Genomic DNA, 19,960 nt, shown 5'->3' with positions numbered 1-19,960 from the left:
AGTCCAACGGCGTTAGGTTGCAAAAGGCCGGGGGGCTACAACCTGTTCCATCAGGTTGTTGTCCCAGTCCCCTTCGACAATGAAATGCGCGGTGGCCCCCAGTAGCGCGGCTTCAATCAAGTTGTGGTTCACATAGGCATACACGCCTGGCTGTTCGAACGTGTACATTGCGGCAACTGCACATCCTCCGCGGACGAACCATGTTTCGACACCGGTCTGAGGCGCATCGGTAAATGAGGTCTCCCAGACATAGTTACCGTGGCCGCCGATCAGGTGCGGACGGGTGTCGCGGTTGGCCTGATTGTGAATCATCAGAACCGTCTCGCCGACGTTGAACTTCAGCGCGTTCTCACCGGTCAGGGCACCCACCGCGCCGTTAAACACCGAATGTGTCGGGGTCAGCGTGCGCATCGCATCCAGGCTGTCGGCATAGTCGTCACCGGCGGCCTCATAGGTCTTGTACTCGCCGTTTTCGTCCTGGGGCAGATAGTAATCCTGCTCGCCGATATAGGCGATCTTGTCATATGTCAGCGGATTGCCATCCGCGTCCTTCAGGCCATCGCGCGGCAGCACCATCACCGCACCGTTCATGCCATGGGTGACGTGATACGGGATCATCGCCCCGCCCGGCGCGCAGTGATAGGTAAAGCAGCCCGGCTTGGTCGCCTTCCAGCGCAGCACGGTTTCCTCGCCAGGATAGACATGGGTCAGGCCACCGCCACCCAACGCACCGGTCGAAGCGTGGAAGTCGATATTGTGCTCCATCACGCTGTCTTCGGGGTTGCGCAGGGTCAGTTCGATCATGTCGCCTTCGTGGCAGATGATCAGCGGGCCTGGGACTGAACCATTGTAGGTCAGAGCCCAGACAGACGCGCCGGTATCCTCGTCAACGACCATAAGACGCTCAGTTGTCTCCATGGTGATTTCGATGATCTTTGGTCCGCCTGTGGCCACCTGCTCGTGCTCTGGTGCAAAGGGTGGTGCAACGAGTTCCTGTTTAACACGGGTATAGCCAGACAAATCCGCCGGTTTGGCTGTGCTGTCAGCCTTTTGTTCACCCGCAACTTTGTAGAGTTTAGCCGAGGCTGCATCTGCCTTGAGCGGCATTGGTGTACGACGAGCTGCCATGGCACCTGCGCCGGTCATAGCTGCGGCGCCTGCCAGAACCGATCCCCGCAACACATTGCGGCGGCTGGTTTTCATAAGGCCGGGGTTGATGAATTTGGTCATAGTATCCTCCTTGAGGTCGGATGAGTGCAGCGAGTAAGCATTTCGCCGCCGTATCGGGGATCAGAAGTTTTCAAGTTGGGCTGTGAAACGCGCCTTGGCTTTTTTGGGGACGCGGCCTTCAAGGAAACCCTCGGGAATTTCGACGTCACCCACCGCTACGGTCATCACCATGCCCATTGCATAGTGGGGTTTGCAGATCACGCCATAGACGCCTTCGGTATCCAGCGTGACTTCGATTTCCTCATTGATTTTGCCCTTAAACGGCTCGGCGCCATCAGGGAGCATGCCTTTGGCTGTTTCCGCGTTGTGGCCCTTGTCCGATGCGATGAACTTGATCGTGTCACCCGGGGCAGCCTGTACAAACGCGGGCTCGAACACCATGCGTTCACCATCACTGCCTTTGTTGAGCATTTGCACCTCGAAGGTTTCCGCGAAGGCGGCACCGGCCAGCAGGGTGGCCAGTGCAACGCTGGTTGTAAGCGTGCGGATCATCGAATTGTCCTTTCCTGAATGATCTCTTGGGCCTGACTCTATTGATTTCCGCGATCTGAAATTTGCGCTGGCGCAAGGTTTGGTGCGTTTTCGGGAAACACTGACCGTTACGATCTGGTTTTGCGGCTGTGATTGTGCCAAATCAGGTAAGCCATGATGGAAGCAGCCAAGAAAATATTGCCGCGGCTTGATGAAAGCCTGCTGACGCATTTGCCACCATTTTCAAAACTGGATCGTCGGCAAATCCGCACGATTCTGGATCAGGCCAGTTCGCGCCGCTATGAAGCGGGCGCGCATATCTTTGAAGAAGAAGACCCGGCCGATCGTTTCTTCATGTTGCTGGATGGCTATGTCCGAGTGGTGCGGGTTACGCAGACCGGTGAACAGGTCACCGCGTTGCATATCCCTGCAGGCCAACTTCTGGGAATTGCAAAGGCGATCGGGCGCGAGACTTATCCGGCCACGGCAGTCACGGCGACGGAGTCCATCGCGCTGAGCTGGCCCACCAGACTGTGGGATACTTTCGTCACCGAATATGACGGCTTCGCCACTGAAACCTACAAGACGGTTGGCCACCGTGTAGGAGAAATGAACACCCGTATTGTGGAGCTTGCGACGCAACAGGTGGAACAGCGCGTGGCTAACGCGCTGTTACGTCTGATCAATCAGACTGGTCGCAAGGTGGAGGATGGGATTGAGATTGATTTCCCCATCACCCGACAGGATCTTTCAGAGCTTACTGCGACCACCCTGCATACGGTCAGCCGATTGCTGAGCGCATGGGAAAAGCAAGGTATCGTTGAAAGCAAACGCAAGCGCATCAAAGTATGTGATCCACACGCGCTGGTCGAGCTCAGCCAAGGTTAGTCCGGTCAGGCACAGCTAGAAATTGCGCTCTTCAGCTCTTCCAAAAAGGCCGTTTCATCCAGATCGTATTCCAGACAGGCATCTGAGATGGTGTGAAACGGGTTCACCAGGCATCCGACACATAACATTCCATGCTTTAGGAAAACACGCATTGTCTGCGGCCATTGCGCCATAAGATCCGCAAGCGTCAGGTCTGGATCGTCAATGTTCGGGCAAGGCATTGGGGTTCCTCTCACCCTCGACTTTAGGCTTGGAACCGTTCCAAACGTTGCGCTGGCGCAAACAGTGCCTTCTTCGCTCGGGCTAGCAATAGGCATCCCGATCTGAAGGAGGCCGACGCATGGCTGAAATCTTAACCAAATCGCGGGCGCGAAACATCTTCTACGGGGGCTCGATCTTTTTCGTCGTGATCTTCGTGGCGATGACCGTCCACAGCCACCGTTACGTGGTTAATACGTCAACCGCAGGCATGGAACTCAGCGAAGAGGTCGTTCTGGGCAAACATGTCTGGGAACGCCATTCTTGCATCAACTGCCACAGCCTGCATGGCGAGGGTGCATATTTCGCCCCCGAGCTGGGCAACGTGATGACCCGCTGGGACGTCATGGACTCGCCCGAGGACGCCTATGAAATCCTCGATGGCTGGATGAAGGCGCAGCCCTCGGGCGTCGAGGGACGACGCCAGATGCCCTATTTCGATCTGACCGAAGAAGAGATGCGCGGCCTCGCCGAGTTCCTGCGCTGGGCGGATCAGACCGACACGCAGGGCTGGCCGCCCAATGACGCTGGCTAAGCGGCACGAAGGAGAAATCACATGAAATACCAATCTCAAAAAGTGGCGTATTACTATTTTCTGGCCGCAATAGCCCTGTTCGGCATTCAGGTGCTGGGCGGGCTTCTGGCGGGTTGGATCTATGTCTCGCCCAACTTCCTGTCCGAACTTCTGCCATTCAACATCATCCGCATGATCCACACCAACGCGCTGATCGTCTGGCTGCTGCTGGGCTTCTTCGGGGCGGCGTATTTCCTCATCCCCGAGGAATCCGAGCGCGAGATTTACTCGGTCAAACTGGCCTATCTGCAACTCATCATCCTGCTGGTGGGGACGCTTGGCGCGGTCGGCTCATATCTGGTGGGCATCCATGGCGGGCGTGAGTTTCTTGAACAGCCCCTGTGGGTCAAGTTCGGCATCCTTGTTGCGGCGCTGATCTTTCTGTTCAACGTCTCGATGACCGTCCTGGCGGGCAAGAAGACGGCAATCACCAATGTGTTGCTGATGGGCCTGTGGCTGCTGTCGCTGCTCTGGGTGTTTGCGTTCATCAACCCGGACAACCTGAGTCTCGACAAAATGTACTGGTGGTTCGTCGTGCACCTGTGGGTCGAAGCGACCTGGGAACTGGTTATGGCCGCTATCCTCGCCTTCCTGCTGCTCAAGCTGACAGGTGTGGACCGTGAAGTGGTGGAGAAATGGCTCTATGTCATCGTCGCCACCGCTCTGTTTTCCGGCATCCTCGGCACCGGACACCATTTCTACTGGATCGGTCTGCCGGGCTACTGGCAGTGGATCGGTTCGATCTTCTCGACCTTCGAGGTGATCCCCTTCTTCCTGATGATGAGCTTTGCCTTCGTCATGGTCTGGAAGGGCCGCAAGAACCACCCGAACAAAGCCGCACTATTGTGGTCGCTGGGGTCGTCCACCGTGGCCTTCTTTGGCGCCGGTGTCTGGGGCTTCCTGCACACCCTGCATGGGGTAAACTTCTACAGCCACGGCACGCAGATCACCGCAGCCCACGGCCACCTTGCCTTTTACGGGGCCTATGTGGCGCTGAACCTGGCGGTCTTCACCTACGCGATGCCGATGCTGCGGGGCAGGGCGCCCTATAATCAGGTGCTGAACATGGCCTCGTTCTGGCTGATGACCGGCGGCATGGCGTTCATGACCTTCGTGCTGACCTTCGCAGGCACCATCCAGACCCATATGCAGCGGGTGGTCGGTGACTATTACATGGACGTGCAGGACGCCCTGTCGATCTTCTATCTGATGCGGTTCGGCGCCGGTGCTGCCGTGGTGATCGGTGCGTTGCTGTTCATCTACTCGATGCTGGTCGTGCGCAAGCAAGAGATCATCACGCCCGGCGCCGCAGACTCGGTTCCCGGAGAGTAAGCCATGAACATGCAAACACCTCCGACCCTGCCGTTCTATCAGCCCGTCGCGCGTGAATGCGAGCTGTTCGAGACGGCCTATGACAATGGTTTGCCCCTTCTTCTGAAGGGGCCGACCGGCTGCGGCAAGACGCGCTTTGTCGAACATATGGCGGCCAAGATGGGCAAACCGCTTTATACCGTTGCCTGCCATGACGACCTGTCGGCGGCCGATCTGATCGGGCGCTACCTGCTCAAAGGCGGGGAAACCGTCTGGGTCGATGGCCCGCTCACCCGTGCGGTGCGCGAGGGCGGCATCTGCTACCTCGATGAGGTGGTCGAGGCCCGCAAGGACGTGACCGTGGTGCTGCACCCGCTCACCGATACGCGCCGGACACTGATGATCGACCGCACAGGGGAAGAACTGGTGGCACCACCGGGCTTCATGCTCGTGGCCTCCTACAACCCCGGTTACCAGAACGTGCTGAAGCGGCTGAAACCCTCGACCCGGCAGCGGTTCCTGTCCATCTCGTTCGACTTCCCCAACGAAGAGATCGAGATTGCCGTAGTGGCCCGCGAAAGCCGCCTTGAACCCGGCCGCGTCGCGCCTCTGGTACGTTTGGGCGGTCATATCCGGGCGCTATCGGGCATGGACCTCGAAGAGGGTGTCTCGACCCGTCTGCTGATCTATGCCGCCACGCTGATGGCCGGGGGCATGGGGGTCAATCAGGCGATCGAGGCCGCCATCGTCGAACCCCTGACTGATGAGGCCGACATGCAGCAGGCGCTGCGCGATCTGGTTGCCACAATTTACGGATAAGCGTCATGCGACTTCTCGATCTCATGGAACCCGAAGAAACCGTTGGCAATCTCTGGCACGAGATGGCCAGCGGGATCGCGGCGCATGTCAGCTACCCCGAGGCGGGTGTTTCCCTTGCCTCGGTCCGGCCCAGCCTTGCGGTCCTGTTCCGCGCGCTGGGCGGTGCGCCGGGCGTGGAACTGGCCGAGGCCCCCGCGACGCTGGTGCGCCACCGCCGTCCGGTGCGCCGCAATCTGGGGACCGAGCGAGACCGCGAATGGGTGGCAGGCTACGACGGCGAATGCTTGTCGCTGCCTCCGGCCATCGCTGCCTTCCCCGAGCCACACCTGAACCGCGCCGCCTATTTCTGGCTGACCGCGCTGGCGGCTGTCAGCGAAGTGACCGATTTCGATCTTGAAGGGGATGGCGCTGTCTTGGACGGGGCACTAATTCGCGCCAATGCCGCAGCCGCCGACCGGGCCTATGCAAGCTGCCCTGGCCTGCGCGGTGACTACGCCCGGATGGCAGAACACTGCGCCGCCACACGGCTCGACGTGTTGCGCCCCAAGCCTGAGGCGCAGATCGAAACCGCGATCCGCGACCAGCTTTGCGGCGCAACACCGGTAATCGGTGCCGAAACCACCTCGCGCGGCTATAAACCCTTTGCGCCGGTACCGATCTGGCTGCGTTTTTCCCGCCCAGGATCGGGTGCGGCGGCAACCGAAGAACAGGCCGACCCTGCGGCCCCTCCGCCCAATGCCGCACAGACGAGCCGGAAACTGGGCCGCCGCAAGGATCAGGATCAGCAGAACCGCAAGGACAGCATCATCATCCACCGGTTTGAGTCGATCCTGTCTTGGGTCGAGTCGATGAACATCAATCGCAGCGTCGATGACGACGATGACGAGAACGCCCAGAAGGCGGCTGAGGATCAGGACGAGATCATTCTGTCGAAACAGCACCGCAAGGCGGCGACGCGCCTGCGCCTGCATCTCGACCTTTCCCCCGCCGATGCCGATCACGAAGCCTTGGCCGGTGAGCATACCTATCCCGAATGGAACCACCGCGCGCGCTCTTACATGGAAGGGCATTGCCGCGTGCTGGATGCCCCGGCTCAGCCCGACGCCGCGCATCCCTTCCACCCGAACGAGCGCCGCGTCCGCGAAGTGCGCCGCCAGTTCGAAGCCCTGCGCCCGCGCCGCATCAAACAGCCGAGGCAGGTCGACGGATCGGAGCTTGACCTCGATGCCCTGCTGACCACACGGGCGGATCTGGCCGCAACCGGGCGCGGTTCCGACCGCATCTGGCAGGCCGCACGTCAGACCGAGCGTGATCTGTCGGTCGCCTTCCTGATCGACAATTCCCGATCGACCGAGGCCGCCATCGGCGACACCTCAGTGATCGAAGTAGCGCGCGAGGCGATGGGCGCATTGGCTGCGGGCATCGACGCGGCAGGTGATCGGCTTGGCATCTGGGGCTTTTCTTCACTGCGCCGCGACCGGGTGTTCCTGACCCGCTGCAAAACCTTCGACGCCCCTATGAGCCCCGACATCACCGCCAACATTGGCGCGCTGAAGCCGGGCCACTACACACGCCTGGGCGCCGCCATCCGGCATGTCAGCGCACAACTGGCCGAAGAACCCTCGTCCCACAAGCTGCTCATCGTGCTGACCGACGGCAAGCCCAACGACCTTGACCATTATGAGGGCCAGCACGGGATCGAAGACAGTCACATGGCCGTCCGCGAAGCCCGACGCGCAGGGCAGAGCCTGCATGGCGTCGTCATCGACGAAGACGGGCAGGACTGGTTCGCGCGCATCTTCGGGCGCGGCGGTTTCACCCTGCTGCCCAACCCCGAACGGCTGACCCGGGCATTGCCAGATATTTATCGCACTCTGACAAAGGAAACTTGACATGCGTGTCCTTCCCTTTTTCCTGACCCTTCTCGCATCCCCGGTTTGGGCCGAAAGTTTTGACCGCCCGATCCCGCAGGCCCAATCCGCCACCGCCGAGTTCTGGTTCGCAGTTGGCAGCGTCACGTTGATCGCCGCGCTGGGGGTTGTGCATTGGCTTGTGTCGCGCCGATGACCCAGGAGAGTTGGACAGTTACCCGTATTACCCTGGTTCTGTACCCGTTAGGGGCAGGCGCCATGGCAGTTAACGTTTTCTTCTTGTCTCTGATATTCAGCTGGATAGGCGGACCGGTTCTGTCGACCGGATGGTCCATCGCGTTGGGCTGTGTAATTGGTGGACCTGCGACATGGTATTTTGCCAGTCACATACGGCACCTGATGGATATCGCCGATGGCAGAACAGAGGGCTAGGGATTAGCTGTGGCAAACTCATCAATGCAACAGATGCGCGCCTGGCGTGGACTGGCGCTGTTCAGTTACGGATTTCGCCCGTTCTTCCTGTTCGCTTCGGTCTGGGCTGTGCTGTCCATGCTGCTTTGGATCCTGATATTGTCTGGTGTGCTGACATTGCCTACGCGGTTTGATCCGGTATCGTGGCACGCCCACGCTTTTTTGTTTGGCTACCTTGGTGCTGTGCTCGCAGGATTTCTGCTGACCGCAGTGCCAAACTGGACCGGTCGATTGCCTCTGGTGGGCTGGCCTCTGATCGCGCTTTTTGCGATCTGGTGTGCAGGACGCGTCGCGGTACTGACCTCCGCATTCCTTCCGCTTGGATGGGCCGCCGCCATTGATCTTATATTTCCGATAATTCTTGGCGGGCTGATATTGCGTGAGATCGTGGCAGGCAGGAACTGGCGCAATCTGTTGGTTCTGGGGTTGCTGGCCCTGTTCACGATTGCAAACGCGCTGTTCCACATCGAGAACGCACGTGGCGGCTTTGCAGCCCAAGGCATTGGGTTACGTATGGGGCTCGCCACTGCATTGATGATGGTTGCAGTAATTGGCGGTCGGATCATCCCTTCGTTCACGCGCAACTGGTTGGTTCAGCGGCAGCACAATAAACTCCCGGCGCCTCCGATGCAGTCATTTGACAAAGTCGTGCTTGTGGCGACGATGGCAATTCTAATGCTGTGGGCGGTTCAGCCGGCCCTGAAAGTCTCCGCTGTGCTGCTTCTTTTGCTGAGTGTCCTCCAGCTGGTACGTCTATTGCGTTGGCAAGGTCATCAGACCGCACCAGAACCGCTGCTTTGGATGCTGCATGTCTGTTACGCTTTCATTCCATTGGGTGCATTTGCGCTGGGAGCGGCCATATTATCGGGCAGCTCCGGGCTTGCTGCAGCACAACATCTTTGGATGGTTGGCGCTATCGGCGGGATGACACTTGCCGTCATGACCAGAGCCACTTTGGGCCACACCGGCCGTCCACTGCGCGCAGACCGTATGACGGTTACAATCTATTTTGCGCTTTTGGTGGCAGTTGCCGCGCGGCTATTCGCTGATAAAGTACCGAGCCTAACCGATCTTTCGGGCATCTTCTGGCTTCTGTCTTTTGGTGGGTTTGTTTTGTGCTACGCTCCTCTTTTGGTCCGCTCCACAAAAACAGGCTAACGCTTGGAAACTGCCGTGCGACCGAAACTATAGCGCTCCAAACCATCCGGAACTATCGAGTCAAAGTCCGCACGCCGGCCCTGGCTCTGGAAAATGGAAGAAAGGCGAGGACGTGAAACGATTAGTTGCAACCAAATATTTCCGCAAACATGTTTGGGAAGCGGTCTTTGATCGTTGAAAATGGAAAAATTTTCCCCGTTTTGTAAGACCGCATCAATAGCGGTCGTTTAATCCACCATAGCGAAGGACCTCTTTGTCTGCTCACCTGCTATTTGCCACCTCGTTCTGAACGTCTGGAATGTGCGGTTCGCGACTTGCTGCACGAGCGAGACTTTAGGTGTTGTCCAAGGTCAAGTAAGGGCTCAAAGGACATATTCAAGCTCACCACAGAGAACATCGGCAGTGAGCCCAATGCAGACTTTGGTTTCAGTGGTGTGAACGTAGGGTATATTTTGACCATACTAACGGAGACGTAACAAGGAGCTTCACCCAAGAAGACGCAGCCGACGTCATTAATGAGAATAAACGGGACATCAACCGACTCAGAATGACAACAACCAATATCATGACAGTGCATCACCTTAAGTTCTATCTCGACTGGCTTGATCTGAATAAGGTGGAAGTCGACAGAACTACAGTTTCACTTCCATCGTTAATGGAAATTGAGGCAATGACCGCCGCCTTTGTGATTTCGTATGGACGGCTGTTTTCATCCACTACCGGAGTGACAAAGTACGTTAGAAAAAACGTCCCAGAGGAACATAAGCATGCACATGATGAAATAATCTCACTTCGAAATGAACGCTATGCACACCACGGAGATCATGAGTCGTGCGGTGTAGGGTCAGGACCCTAGCTAAAGCGGATGCGCTGCATGAGCTTTGACCAAGGCGGCAGGACGTAAGCTTCAAGCGACAGGCAGCCAAGTGCCTCCGGTTTTCCATATTTATCTAATTACTGCTATGTATGAATTCATCAAAGAATGAGGACATGATGAATTCACTAACCAGAATAACACGTGGGATAGGCGTCGCTCTCAAAGACGGTAGAGTGAAAGGCATTCTTGCCTTCACAGTTGGAATGATTTTATGGGCCTCGGTCTTTTACCACTTTGTCGAAGGTTGGAGTTGGCTCGACTCAATCTACTTTTCTGTCGTGACCATTTCGACCGTGGGGTTTGGTGACTTCTCACCTGAAACCGCGGCAGGGAAGATCTTCACAATGATTTACATCGTCGTGGGCCTCGGTGTCTTCGTGACCGCGGCGACCACAGTGGCGGATACAATCTTGTCCCAGGACGACAAAAAAGCGGACAAGTAGATTATCCCAATTTGACCAAATCGAGTTCATGCCCAGGCATTGGTTTGACTGGGCCCCTCAAGCTGTGGCTCGGATTCATTTGTGTCTTCAAACTGATAGACGATCACTAAAATTCAAAAAAATGTACATATTATGTTTTTTGAGTGTAACATTCGAAAAACACATGGAGGGATGGAATGGAAAAGACACAGGACGCAAAGATTGTCGATCTAGCGATACGATTGCTGTTTCTCGGACTATTCCTCTACAGCGCCCTGGTCATGGTGGCCCCGCTTGCGAGCGTGGTTATCTGGGCAACGATCCTCTGTGTGGCGCTATATCCGGCATTTGATTGGCTTCAGTCCAAGCTGGGAGGGCGGAAAAAACTTGCCACGACGATCTTGGTTTTGCTGGGCCTTGTTCTGACCCTCGGGCCAGTCGCTACCGCGGTGTCTGGTGCCGCAGAACTTGGGTCTGAATTCGCGGAACAAGCAGACAAAGGTGACTTGAAAGTCCCACCTGCGCCAGAGGGTCTCAAGGAGTTGCCCTTGGTGGGAGACAAAATAGCCGATGTCTGGGGAATGTTTGAGCGCAATCTTGACGGCGCGCTTGCAAAATACGGCACGCAAATCCTTGAGATCACCAAATCGCTCTTCGGAAAGGTGCTGGGCATCGGAATCGGGCTGCTTGGTTTAGCTCTTTCCGTACTGATTATGGGGGCTTTGTTCAGCCCCGGGCCAAGTTTGGTCCAGGGTCTTCAGCGCTTTGCAAACCGTGTCTTCGCACCGCGCGGCGGTGAATTCGTAACACTGGCAGGCGCAACTATTAGGAACGTGACAAAAGGCGTGATTGGTGTAGCAGCCATTCAGGCGGTCTGCGTTTGGATACTGTTGGCTTTGTTTGGGATTTCTTCGGCCGCCACGCTGGCATTTATCTGCCTGATACTTTCGATTATCCAAATCGGGCCCGGATTGGTTCTTATACCGGTTATTATTTACGCATGGAGTTCCATGTCTGGCGGAACTGCTTTGATCTTCACCGTTTTGGCCGTTCCAGTCATGATAATGGACAGTTTCCTAAGACCCGTATTCATTTCAAAAGGCCTTGAGACTCCCATGTTGGTCATCCTCATCGGTGTTCTCGGAGGTATGATGGCGTACGGTTTGATCGGCGTCTTTATGGGGCCGGTTCTCTTCGCTGTTTTCTATGAGCTATTCAAAGTTTGGATTGATACCTCGCCCGAAGCCGAGGGCGCTGCTGAAGGTGCGGCGAAATGAGGAAGACAATATGGACAACCCTGGCTGTCATTCTGATTTTCCTTGTCTGGTACCTGGTCGCTGATCGGAAAACACCATTTACCGGGAACGCCAGAGTAAAAGCCGTGGCGACCCAGATCGTCCCGCAGGTGACTGGCACTGTGACTGAAGTTTTGGTCGAAAACGGTGAGGTTGTCTCGGCCGGAGATGTCCTTGTCCGGATCGACGCGCGACCCTACGAGATTCAGCGCGACAAGGCGGAAGCTGATCTCGAGGCAGCCACTCAAGAGGTGGGTGCATCTTCGGCAGAGGTAAGAGCGGCACAGGCCAAACTCGCAAGGGCGCAAAGCGATCTGGATACAATGCGCATTCAGACGGAACGCGTATTTGCGCTCGAAAAGAAAGGGTTGATCGCCGTCACTAAGGCCGATGATGCGCGAGGGCAACTGGCAGAGTCCGAGGCAAACTATGAGAACGCAAAAGCGGATCTGGAAAAAGCAAAACAGAGGCTTGGTGACGATGGGATTGAAAACCCGAAAATCCAGCGCGCGTTGGCGGCCTTGGCGGATGCGGAACTGAACCTGGAATGGACTGAACTGCGTGCTCCGGCGACAGGCGTGATCTCTAATCTGTTGATAGCCCCTGGAACGTATGCGCGATCCGGTCAGGATCTGTTGACATTTCTGGACGCGACTGACGTCTGGATCGAGGCGTATTTTACCGAGAACAACCTAGGAAGAGCTTCGGTAGGGTCTCCGGTTGATGTGGTTTTGGATATGCATCCCGGTCAGATTGTTCCTGGCGTCATTGAGAGCTTTAGCGCGGCCGTTTCCCTAAGTGGCGGTGATGTGCCCGGGCAACTGGCGAGTCCGCCCAGTACCAAAGGTTTCTTGCGGGAGCCGGAAAGGTTCCCAGTCAGGATCGTATTGCCGGGCTATGAAGCTGGAAGTGCCGAAGATGATCTTCGCTTTCAGTTGAACGGGCAGGCCGATGTGATCATGTATCTAAGTGACAACTCATTGCTGAACCTGGTAGGCCGCACCTACATCCGCGTGGTTTCAATACTGTCCTATGCGTATTGAGGACCAACGCTCTGTCGCCCGGCTTGCGGTGGGTGTTACCGGCGTCTTTTCCTTGGGCTTGTTTCTTGGCTGGCCACTCGCTGTCGTTGGGGCGGTGTTCGCCGCACTGTTTTTGCAGGCGCCCGCCGCATTGCCTCTGGCAGCATTTGCTAAGCTGTTTGTTTTTTCGATTGGATTGATGTTCATTTCGTTCCTGGTGTCGTCAATCTTCTCACCATATCCTCTTGTTTTTCTCATTCTGGTGGCCATTGGAATAATCCTGTCTTTCATGTGGTCAGTTTCTGGCGCCGGAGTTTTACCAGGTGTCATCGCTCTCATGGGAGCATTGATGATCCCAAACTTGGTTCTGCAATCCCAGGATCTGGCCTTGGTGCTTGTGTATTGGATACCTTTGAATCTGCTGTTTGCGGGCTTTGTATCGACGCTAATGTTCGTGCTGATCCCCGCCGAACCTCAATCTGCGGCCCAGAAGAAGGCCGCATCGTCGCCGAACTTCGACCCATATCGCCGAATAGTCAGGATGTCGCTTGTAACAGTGCCGTTTGCCTTGGCGTTTTTTGTTTCCGGCGCATCTGCACTACTAGTTTTGTTTTTTGTCGCCCTGCTGAGCCAGCAACTCGCGGCAATGCCCGCTGCAGGCAAAACAGTTGCAAAAGCTATGCTGACGGCAAACCTTCTTGGGGCGGCAGTATCCATCATTTGTTATGAGATAAACGTAATAGCTCCGGTTATTCTCACCCCCATTCTGCTGTGTTTTTTCTTTTGCCTAACACTCGGAGCACTTGGAAAGTCAAAAGTCCCGCTCGCCGCCGCCGCCGGTTCCGCTATTACGACAGCTCTGATTGTATATGGGGGTTCGGTTGCACCATTTTCAGACGAGGCTGACGTCAAGAGCATCACTCGAGTATTGCAAGTTGCCAGCGCCGCTTTTTTTGTAATCATCGCATATGTGGTGGTGGATGAATTTTGGCCGGAGAAAGAGCGCCAAGCGGCTCAATGAAGTTAGTTGCGATGTGGCGTGGTTCTGAAAGAAATAGAATCCCTAGTGTCAGGACCCATTGATTTCTACGGGGTTGCGTGATTCACGGTTCGAAAAACGAGCGGCGAACATGTCTGATCTGTTTTGGTTGACTGACGCCCAGATGGCGCGTCTTGAGCCCTTCTTCCCAAAGTCTCACGGCAAACCCCGCGTCGATGACCGGCGGGTGTTGAGCGGGATAGTCTTCATTAATCGCAATGGCTTGCGCTGGCGCGATGCGCCGAAGGAATGCGGCCCGCACAAGACGCTCTACAACCGCTGGAAACGTTGGAGCGGCAAGGGCATCTTCGCCCGGATGATGGCCGGATTGGCCGCTGAGCACGGCGAAGATAAGACCGTGATGATAGATGCGACCTACCTGAAGACGCACCGCACAGCGACCATTTTGGGCGTCAAAAAGGGGGGCGTGGACGCCTGATCGGTCGGACCAAGGGTGGCATGAACACGAAGCTGCACGCTATCTGCGACAGCAAGGGACGCCCACTCAACTTGTTTGTGACGGCTGGGCAGGTCAGCGATTATATCGACGCACGGGCATTGTTGAGCAGCCTGCCAGATGTCGAATGGCTGCTTGGGGATCGCGGATATGATGCTGATTGGTTCCGGGAAGCGTTGAAAGACAAAGGTATACGCGCGTGCATCCCAGGCCGGAAGCAGCGGAAGAAAGCGGTGAAGTACGACAAGCGCCGCTACAAACGTCGCAATCGGATCGAGATCATGTTCGGAAGGCTGAAAGATTGGCGGCGAGTGGCAACCCGATACGACAGGTGCCCAAACGTCTTCCTCTCAGCCATCGCACTGGCGGCTACCGTCATCTATTGGCTATGAGTCCTGACCCTAAGTACTATTAGTGCCAACCAAAAAATCGATTGGCACTTGTTCGTTAGAACTTTCCTTGGCCTCTTCAGGCACCAACATTCACAACCATTTTGCCAAAATTCTCCCCGCGAAGTAGCTGGTTCAGGGCTTCTGGTGCAGCCTCCAACCCATCCACCATGTGCTCGCGGTACTTAACCGCACCATCCTGAATCCAGCTTGTCATATCGCGTGTGAACTCTTGGTAAAGCGATATTGGAAAGCTGTCGAAAATGATGAAACCATGTGCTTTCACCTTCTGCCTCAGCAAGGTGCCCATTATTGCTGGTCCCATATCGGGACCTTTGGGTAGATCCGTCAAATTGTACCACGAAATCACGCCGCAGATTGGCATACGGGCAAAGGGGTTGAGCAAGGGTAAAACAGCATAAAGCACCTTGCCACCAACATTCTCGAAGTAGACATCGATCCCATCGGGGCATGCTGCGCGCAGCTGGTCGGCAAAATCGGCGGTCTTATGATCAATACAGGCGTCGAAACCGAGGTTTTCGACCACATGGGCACACTTTTCGGCCCCACCAGCAATCCCGACAACTCGGCAACCCTTGAGTTTGGCAATCTGACCCACGGTAGCTCCAACAGGGCCGGAGGCTGCGGCAACAACAACGGTTTCGCCGGGTTTTGGTTCGCCTATCTGCAATAACCCTGCATAGGCAGTATAGCCAGGCATCCCAAGTATCCCAAGAGCCCAAGACGGGTTTTGGGGAGATTTACCCATGTTGATGACCTCGTGACCATCGGAGATTGCATAATCTTGCCACCCACTGTTTGAGAGGACAAAGTCGCCAACTTCGAAACCATCGAGATTTGCAGCAATGACTTCCCCTACAACCTGTCCCGTCATCACTTCTCCTATTGCTACGGGTTCGGCATAGGATTTAGCGTCGTTCATCCGCCCACGCATGTAGGGGTCGAGCGACAGGTAATGTGTGCGGACAAGCATTTCACCTGCTCCCGGCGTAGGGATATCTGCGGTTTCCAAACGGAGCGTACTGGCGTCGGGCTCGCCACTGGGACGCTCATTCAATACGATCCGGCGATTAGTATCAGTGGTCTGGGTCATTTAGTGCTCTTTCCTTATACGTGTCGGTTTGAGGGAAGCGGAGGTATTCTTTGCGAAGAGTACGTATCAGTTTCAGGTTCCCGGCGCTGGATCGCCAGAACGTTCAGTTTCCCTTGAGCACGAGCTCATCAACTTCCTTACGCCAATGGACGGAAGGGCATCAACACATGCGTGGTTGCTCAAGTTCAATTGTAAAATTTTCTCACCATGGCTTGCAAGGAAACGCACAATTTCCGAACAGTGGGTAAGCCCATGCGCCATTCACACCAGTTGCGATGACATTGACAACGATTCCAAGAAGTGGCGCATCCTCAAGATGCGGGTTTGGGAGTGCCAGCACAGCTTCTCTGATGATTAAGAATGCCGCCAGCACAATCAGTACGCCCTCGGCGACGGCGGAAAGATACTCGGCCTTTTTGTGACCAAAGAGGTGTTTTTCGTCAGGGGTATATTGGAAATCCGAACTGCAAAATACGCCAGCAGCGCTGCAACGACATTTACAGTTGATTCCATTGCGTCTGACAACAACGCCACCGAGCCCGTCAGCTACCAGGTCAGCAGTTACAAGGCCGGTACCACAATGGAAATTGGAATGGACCAAAGAGCGATTTTTTGTGTCATTTGGCCACGACCCTTTGTCAATCATGAACAGAAACTCGGGTGACTGGTGAACTCCGGTGTTCAGCACGTAAAACAGGTGTTTGGTGAAAAGGGAATATGCCCTGCGGCTTCCTAACAGCGACCGACGACAGCATCTGGTCCACCTGCATGGCGCCAACGACGTTACTCTGATGGAAGCCCCGTCGACGAAACAGGAACAGCTTTGAGATACGCTGCAATCGCCAAACGGTCCTCATCTGTAAGGCGAGACGTGTTCTCGATGACCCCCACCATTTCACCACCAGCACTGTCATAATCCGGCGTGAAGCCAGATTTGAGGTACTCGGCAATGTCAGCCTCGGACCAATCAAGCTGGTCTGAAGTAAGGCCGGGGATACGACCTTTCCCGTTTGGATTTGGAGCGCCCGTCAGCCAAAGGTCTCGTTTTAAACCACCTAGACCATTTCGCGGGGTATGGCATTCAGCGCAATGACCCAGCGCCTCGACTAAATACCTGCCATGTCTTTGTTGGTCGGTCAAATCACTTTCGACTACCCAACCTGGTGTCATGAACAACAGTTTCCATCCCCCCAATCCACGACGAACATTGAAAGGAAAACCTACCTCATGCGGAACGCTTGCAGTTGTGGCTGCTGGCAGAGTGCCGAGGAATGCGTGAAGCGAAACGACGTCGTGTGCTGACATGTTGGCGTAAGATGTATAGGGAAACGCTGGAAAATAGTGCTGCCCTTCGGGTCCGGTCCCCTGGATCAAGGCGTTGGCCAGATCCAGGGCAGACCAGGACCCAATGCCGACTTCTGGGTCACTGGAAATGTTGGGGGCAGTGAACGTGCCGAAATCCGTCTCAAACCGGCGACCACCGGAGAGCATGAGCTTGTCCTCGCCAACTGCATCAGGCGCTGCATGACAGGATGCGCATCCTGCCGCGTAGAACACGATTTCACCTCTGGCGTGATCTGGGTTCAAACCGTCGAGTTGAGACGGCTCCACTCTTTGTGGTCTGGTCAGAACCAAACCGGCCAACCCAACCAAAAGTGCAACGAAAGCGGTAAATAGGAAAATCCGCTTCACAGCTATCTGCCGATTAGTCTTTCGGTGCTCTGTAAGCTTTGTGACACGCCGAACAGCTTCCACCCAGATCGCCCATGGCCGCTTTCAGGGCATCAACATCTTGGCCAGCCGCAGCCTGCATCGCAATAGCGGCATCTGCCATGGCCTGCCCTTTCGCACCAACGTCAGGGAAGTTTTCCCAGATTGCCGACAGCGCTCGGGTGGACGGATCGGACACATTGTCAGATCCCTGGGGCCACATCGCGGATTGGTCGATCTGCGTTAGCACAACAAGGTTGTTTGCAGCCCGTGTTGCGGCTTCGGCATCATAGTCCACTTCGCCTTTGGCCATGCCGCCAAGTGTACCAAGATTGAAGGCATAGAGTTGCATGATTGAGGTTCGAGCTTTCACAGCCGGGTTTTCACTTTCGTGGGCGATGGCTGTGCCAATGGCGACCAATGACAAAAGACCTGCCGCGAAGATTGAGAACTTCTTCATCATGATGTGTCTCCCTGTTCAATGCTCCGAATGTTAGCTTGAACGAATTTTCTTGTAATTGTTTGTTATTGGTCGTCACTTGTTAATTTATGAACAATGAAAACTGGGATGACATTCGGTACGCACTAGCCGTAAGCAAATACGGTTCGTTGAACGCGGCGGCGGCGGCGATGGGCGTCACGCACGCCACAGTCTTGCGCAGGGTGGCCGCATTCGAAGAACGCAATGGTTGCGTGGTTTTTCAGAAAAGTTCGTCAGGATATTCCGTTCTCCCCGAAGCCAGTGCGATCTTTTCAGCCATGGAAAGCGTTGAAGAAGCGGTGCTTTCGGTGGAGCGGGCGGTTGTCGGAGCAAATCGCTCGCCAATGGGTCACGTGCGCATTACATCGACTGATAGTCTTTGTCAGATTGTTCTCCCAAGAATACTCAACGAAATCTCACTCCTTTACCCAGGTTTGAACCTGACTCTGCTAAGCCAGAACAGCCACCATGATCTTTCCCGACTGACAGCAGACATTGCTGTGCGCCCTTCGATAAAGCTCGGGGAAGGGCTAATCGGAGAGCGTGCAGGAACGCTGTCCTTCGGTGTCTATGACGATGGTAGCCCCAATCGCAAATGGATGAGGCTAGACGGAGCGTTGAGTCGTTCACTTCCTGCCAAATGGCTGGCGCAGAATGTAAGCGCCGACGAGATGACCAATGGAGCAGACAGTTTTCTGGTGCTACAGCAGATGGCGGCCTCGGGAGCTGGTAAAACCTTTTTGCCGTCATTTTTTGGCGACGTGGATACCCGCCTTAAGCGGTCGAAGGACGTGAATCCTAAGTTCGAGGTTCCGCTGTGGGTCGCAACGTTAGAAGAAATCTCGCAAACTCCAAGGTTTGCTGTAGTTCAGAGGGCACTAGTCGAACGTATATCGGAAGCGCTAGCTAAGTGATTTTATGCAACTGAGACTTTCGAGTTCTTACATTTTTGACTTTCCAAATTTGCAATGTCCAGTCGGAAACGTTCGCATTGGGCTCCTCCAATCAATTATGATTGCTGCGGAGAACGGCAAAACTGAGCCCAGACTGCACACGAGAAGAATCTAAGGCGATCCGGCTTGAATTGATCAATTCACGAGTTTCTAATCTTCGGGAATTTGGGATATTTGCGAGAACGAGTGTCCTCCGCAGTTTTGCCGCGCCATGTGGCGCAACAGTCTTTCAACCAGGTCAAGCATGTCCAAGCTTCATCATTCTGTCAGAGGGATCAAGTCGTGTAACGCTTACAGGCCCGAGCGGACGCGAAGTGGTCCTATATCGTGTCACGTCGGCCGACGTATGCCTCCAGATTTTGTCATGCCTGATAAGGGACGAGGCCTACGGTGCCGAAGGTGTTGCAGAGACCGACTTGACCGGGCAAATCGTGCTAGCTCACGAGTTTCGAAAGAAGCTCGCCGAGGACGCTGAGTTCCGAGTTATGATTATGTTGTCCGTTTCCTCGCGGTTTTCGGAACAACAGCAGTTGATTGAAGATGTGGCGCTTACGAACTTCGATGCGTGACTCGCCAAGGCCTTGATAAGGCTTGCGTCTTCAGGCAGCAGGGTGAAGGCAACCCACTCCGTACTCACAAGCGAAACAGCCTCAGGCCGCGCCTACGTGTCCCGCAGATTGGCGGAGTTCGCGAAGAAAGGCTGGGTAAAGCAGCATGAGGACGGCATCGCCATACTTGATCGCAAGGAACTGGAACATGTTGCCGCAGGTTAGCGGTGACTCTGTCACCGTCTGTCGGCGACGTAAAAGGTTAGAATTGGGCATCAATCAACCAAGGAGGATTTAATGATGTCCAGAAATGAAGGAACACTTGGTCGCGCACGCGTATCATTCTTGACCTTGTGTTGCTGTCTTTGACCTTTGTCGGCTCTCAGACGATGTGGGGCTTATTGGCATCATCCCGCTCATCACAGGTCTAGTTGGCGTTGGCCCGATCTACTCCGCGCTAAGGATCAAGACGTGCAGCGTGAACCTGCCTGGCGCAACGGCATTGCTGCGTTGGCGCAAGGCCGCAATGAGTCAAAAACCGACAAGATGGTGCATGCTGTTCGAATAACAGTGAAGCGCAGTAACCGGGCTTTGCAAAGTTC

24 protein-coding genes are annotated in these 19,960 nt (G+C 55.4%); 17 read left to right on the top strand and 7 right to left on the bottom strand.

Going from position 1 to position 19,960, the window contains the following annotated elements:
* Positions 1 to 12: 12 nt before the first annotated feature.
* Both nirK and AC2FFH_RS19935 read right to left on the bottom strand, forming a co-directional pair.
* Entirely contained in the window at positions 13 to 1,230 is a 1,218-nt protein-coding gene (gene nirK, locus AC2FFH_RS19940) for a copper-containing nitrite reductase (RefSeq protein ID WP_496725638.1), read from the bottom strand.
* Positions 1,231 to 1,290: 60 nt separating this feature from the next.
* Positions 1,291 to 1,722, bottom strand: a complete 432-nt coding sequence (locus AC2FFH_RS19935) for a pseudoazurin (RefSeq protein WP_496725637.1) — start codon at positions 1,720 to 1,722, stop codon at positions 1,291 to 1,293.
* Positions 1,723 to 1,878: 156 nt separating this feature from the next.
* Between AC2FFH_RS19935 and AC2FFH_RS19930 the strand changes: the two genes are divergently transcribed.
* Positions 1,879 to 2,589: a Crp/Fnr family transcriptional regulator gene (locus tag AC2FFH_RS19930; RefSeq protein ID WP_170335652.1), complete on the top strand. Its 711-nt coding sequence runs from the start codon at positions 1,879 to 1,881 to the stop codon at positions 2,587 to 2,589.
* Between the two features lie 5 nt (positions 2,590 to 2,594).
* Here the strand turns inward: AC2FFH_RS19930 and AC2FFH_RS19925 are convergent, their stop codons facing one another.
* Positions 2,595 to 2,810, bottom strand: coding sequence for a DUF1858 domain-containing protein (locus tag AC2FFH_RS19925; protein WP_496725636.1), 216 nt, complete (start codon positions 2,808 to 2,810; stop codon positions 2,595 to 2,597).
* A gap of 119 nt (positions 2,811 to 2,929) precedes the next feature.
* On the opposite strand from AC2FFH_RS19925, the gene AC2FFH_RS19920 reads away from it, so the two are divergent.
* From AC2FFH_RS19920 to AC2FFH_RS19865, 12 genes are all read left to right on the top strand, one after another.
* Positions 2,930 to 3,382: a c-type cytochrome gene (locus tag AC2FFH_RS19920; RefSeq protein WP_155147961.1), complete on the top strand. Its 453-nt coding sequence runs from the start codon at positions 2,930 to 2,932 to the stop codon at positions 3,380 to 3,382.
* A 21-nt stretch (positions 3,383 to 3,403) separates the two neighbouring features.
* Positions 3,404 to 4,753: a cbb3-type cytochrome c oxidase subunit I gene (locus AC2FFH_RS19915; RefSeq protein WP_496725635.1), complete on the top strand. Its 1,350-nt coding sequence runs from the start codon at positions 3,404 to 3,406 to the stop codon at positions 4,751 to 4,753.
* A gap of 3 nt (positions 4,754 to 4,756) precedes the next feature.
* Positions 4,757 to 5,551, top strand: coding sequence for a CbbQ/NirQ/NorQ/GpvN family protein (locus AC2FFH_RS19910; protein WP_496725634.1), 795 nt, complete (start codon positions 4,757 to 4,759; stop codon positions 5,549 to 5,551).
* Positions 5,552 to 5,556: 5 nt separating this feature from the next.
* Complete coding sequence (locus tag AC2FFH_RS19905) at positions 5,557 to 7,443, top strand: nitric oxide reductase activation protein NorD (RefSeq protein WP_496769423.1); 1,887 nt, start codon at positions 5,557 to 5,559, stop codon at positions 7,441 to 7,443.
* 1 nt (position 7,444) lies between these two features.
* Complete coding sequence (locus AC2FFH_RS19900) at positions 7,445 to 7,618, top strand: protein NnrT (protein ID WP_496725217.1); 174 nt, start codon at positions 7,445 to 7,447, stop codon at positions 7,616 to 7,618.
* 62 nt (positions 7,619 to 7,680) lie between these two features.
* Positions 7,681 to 7,854 (top strand): NnrT protein, encoded by a 174-nt coding sequence (locus tag AC2FFH_RS19895; protein WP_496725632.1) that lies wholly within the window; start codon positions 7,681 to 7,683, stop codon positions 7,852 to 7,854.
* 33 nt (positions 7,855 to 7,887) lie between these two features.
* Complete coding sequence (locus AC2FFH_RS19890; protein WP_496845164.1) at positions 7,888 to 9,051, top strand: NnrS family protein; 1,164 nt, start codon at positions 7,888 to 7,890, stop codon at positions 9,049 to 9,051.
* A 993-nt stretch (positions 9,052 to 10,044) separates the two neighbouring features.
* Positions 10,045 to 10,371 carry a potassium channel family protein gene (locus AC2FFH_RS19885; protein WP_117870654.1) on the top strand — a complete coding sequence of 109 codons (327 nt, stop codon included), beginning with the start codon at positions 10,045 to 10,047 and terminating at the stop codon, positions 10,369 to 10,371.
* Positions 10,372 to 10,547: 176 nt separating this feature from the next.
* Positions 10,548 to 11,627, top strand: a complete 1,080-nt coding sequence (locus AC2FFH_RS19880; protein WP_496769418.1) for an AI-2E family transporter — start codon at positions 10,548 to 10,550, stop codon at positions 11,625 to 11,627.
* The gene (locus AC2FFH_RS19875) at positions 11,624 to 12,688 is read left to right on the top strand and encodes an HlyD family secretion protein (protein WP_496725629.1); all 1,065 of its coding nucleotides are present in this window, start codon (positions 11,624 to 11,626) and stop codon (positions 12,686 to 12,688) included. The genes AC2FFH_RS19880 and AC2FFH_RS19875 overlap by 4 nt, the downstream gene beginning before the upstream one ends.
* Positions 12,678 to 13,688, top strand: coding sequence for a DUF2955 domain-containing protein (locus tag AC2FFH_RS19870; RefSeq protein WP_496742016.1), 1,011 nt, complete (start codon positions 12,678 to 12,680; stop codon positions 13,686 to 13,688). Before AC2FFH_RS19875 ends, AC2FFH_RS19870 begins: the two co-directional genes overlap by 11 nt.
* Before the next feature lie 109 nt (positions 13,689 to 13,797).
* Positions 13,798 to 14,555 (top strand): IS5 family transposase gene (locus AC2FFH_RS19865; RefSeq protein WP_496845163.1). Its coding sequence is split into 2 segments (ribosomal slippage): positions 13,798 to 14,119 and positions 14,119 to 14,555, totalling 759 coding nucleotides; the frame shifts between segments, so codons are not numbered across the junction.
* Positions 14,556 to 14,631: 76 nt separating this feature from the next.
* On the opposite strand, the gene curA is transcribed toward AC2FFH_RS19865, so the two are convergent.
* The 4 genes from curA to AC2FFH_RS19845 all read right to left on the bottom strand — a co-directional run bounded on the left by curA (position 14,632) and on the right by AC2FFH_RS19845 (position 17,839).
* Positions 14,632 to 15,666: an NADPH-dependent curcumin/dihydrocurcumin reductase gene (gene curA / locus AC2FFH_RS19860; RefSeq protein ID WP_496845162.1), complete on the bottom strand. Its 1,035-nt coding sequence runs from the start codon at positions 15,664 to 15,666 to the stop codon at positions 14,632 to 14,634.
* Between the two features lie 202 nt (positions 15,667 to 15,868).
* Positions 15,869 to 16,354: a cation efflux transmembrane domain-containing protein gene (locus tag AC2FFH_RS19855; RefSeq protein ID WP_496845161.1), complete on the bottom strand. Its 486-nt coding sequence runs from the start codon at positions 16,352 to 16,354 to the stop codon at positions 15,869 to 15,871.
* Positions 16,355 to 16,449: 95 nt separating this feature from the next.
* The gene (locus AC2FFH_RS19850; protein ID WP_496769410.1) at positions 16,450 to 17,358 is read right to left on the bottom strand and encodes a c-type cytochrome; all 909 of its coding nucleotides are present in this window, start codon (positions 17,356 to 17,358) and stop codon (positions 16,450 to 16,452) included.
* Positions 17,359 to 17,371: 13 nt separating this feature from the next.
* The gene (locus AC2FFH_RS19845) at positions 17,372 to 17,839 is read right to left on the bottom strand and encodes a c-type cytochrome (RefSeq protein ID WP_496725623.1); all 468 of its coding nucleotides are present in this window, start codon (positions 17,837 to 17,839) and stop codon (positions 17,372 to 17,374) included.
* 86 nt (positions 17,840 to 17,925) lie between these two features.
* Here AC2FFH_RS19845 and AC2FFH_RS19840 point away from each other — a divergent pair, with 86 nt between their 5' ends.
* The 4 genes from AC2FFH_RS19840 to AC2FFH_RS19825 all read left to right on the top strand — a co-directional run bounded on the left by AC2FFH_RS19840 (position 17,926) and on the right by AC2FFH_RS19825 (position 19,926).
* Positions 17,926 to 18,771, top strand: coding sequence for a LysR family transcriptional regulator (locus AC2FFH_RS19840; protein ID WP_496845160.1), 846 nt, complete (start codon positions 17,926 to 17,928; stop codon positions 18,769 to 18,771).
* Between the two features lie 101 nt (positions 18,772 to 18,872).
* Complete coding sequence (locus tag AC2FFH_RS19835) at positions 18,873 to 19,379, top strand: Crp/Fnr family transcriptional regulator (RefSeq protein WP_496769405.1); 507 nt, start codon at positions 18,873 to 18,875, stop codon at positions 19,377 to 19,379.
* A gap of 12 nt (positions 19,380 to 19,391) precedes the next feature.
* Entirely contained in the window at positions 19,392 to 19,583 is a 192-nt protein-coding gene (locus AC2FFH_RS19830) for a helix-turn-helix domain-containing protein (RefSeq protein WP_496725621.1), read from the top strand.
* Positions 19,584 to 19,749: 166 nt separating this feature from the next.
* Positions 19,750 to 19,926 (top strand): YgaP family membrane protein, encoded by a 177-nt coding sequence (locus AC2FFH_RS19825; RefSeq protein WP_496725620.1) that lies wholly within the window; start codon positions 19,750 to 19,752, stop codon positions 19,924 to 19,926.
* Positions 19,927 to 19,960: the final 34 nt, after the last annotated feature.

It is taken from the genome of Ruegeria sp. YTSC003 (genome assembly GCF_059609785.1).
Note: the sequence above shows the minus strand (reverse complement) of the source record. Positions and strands in the feature narration are given on the sequence as shown.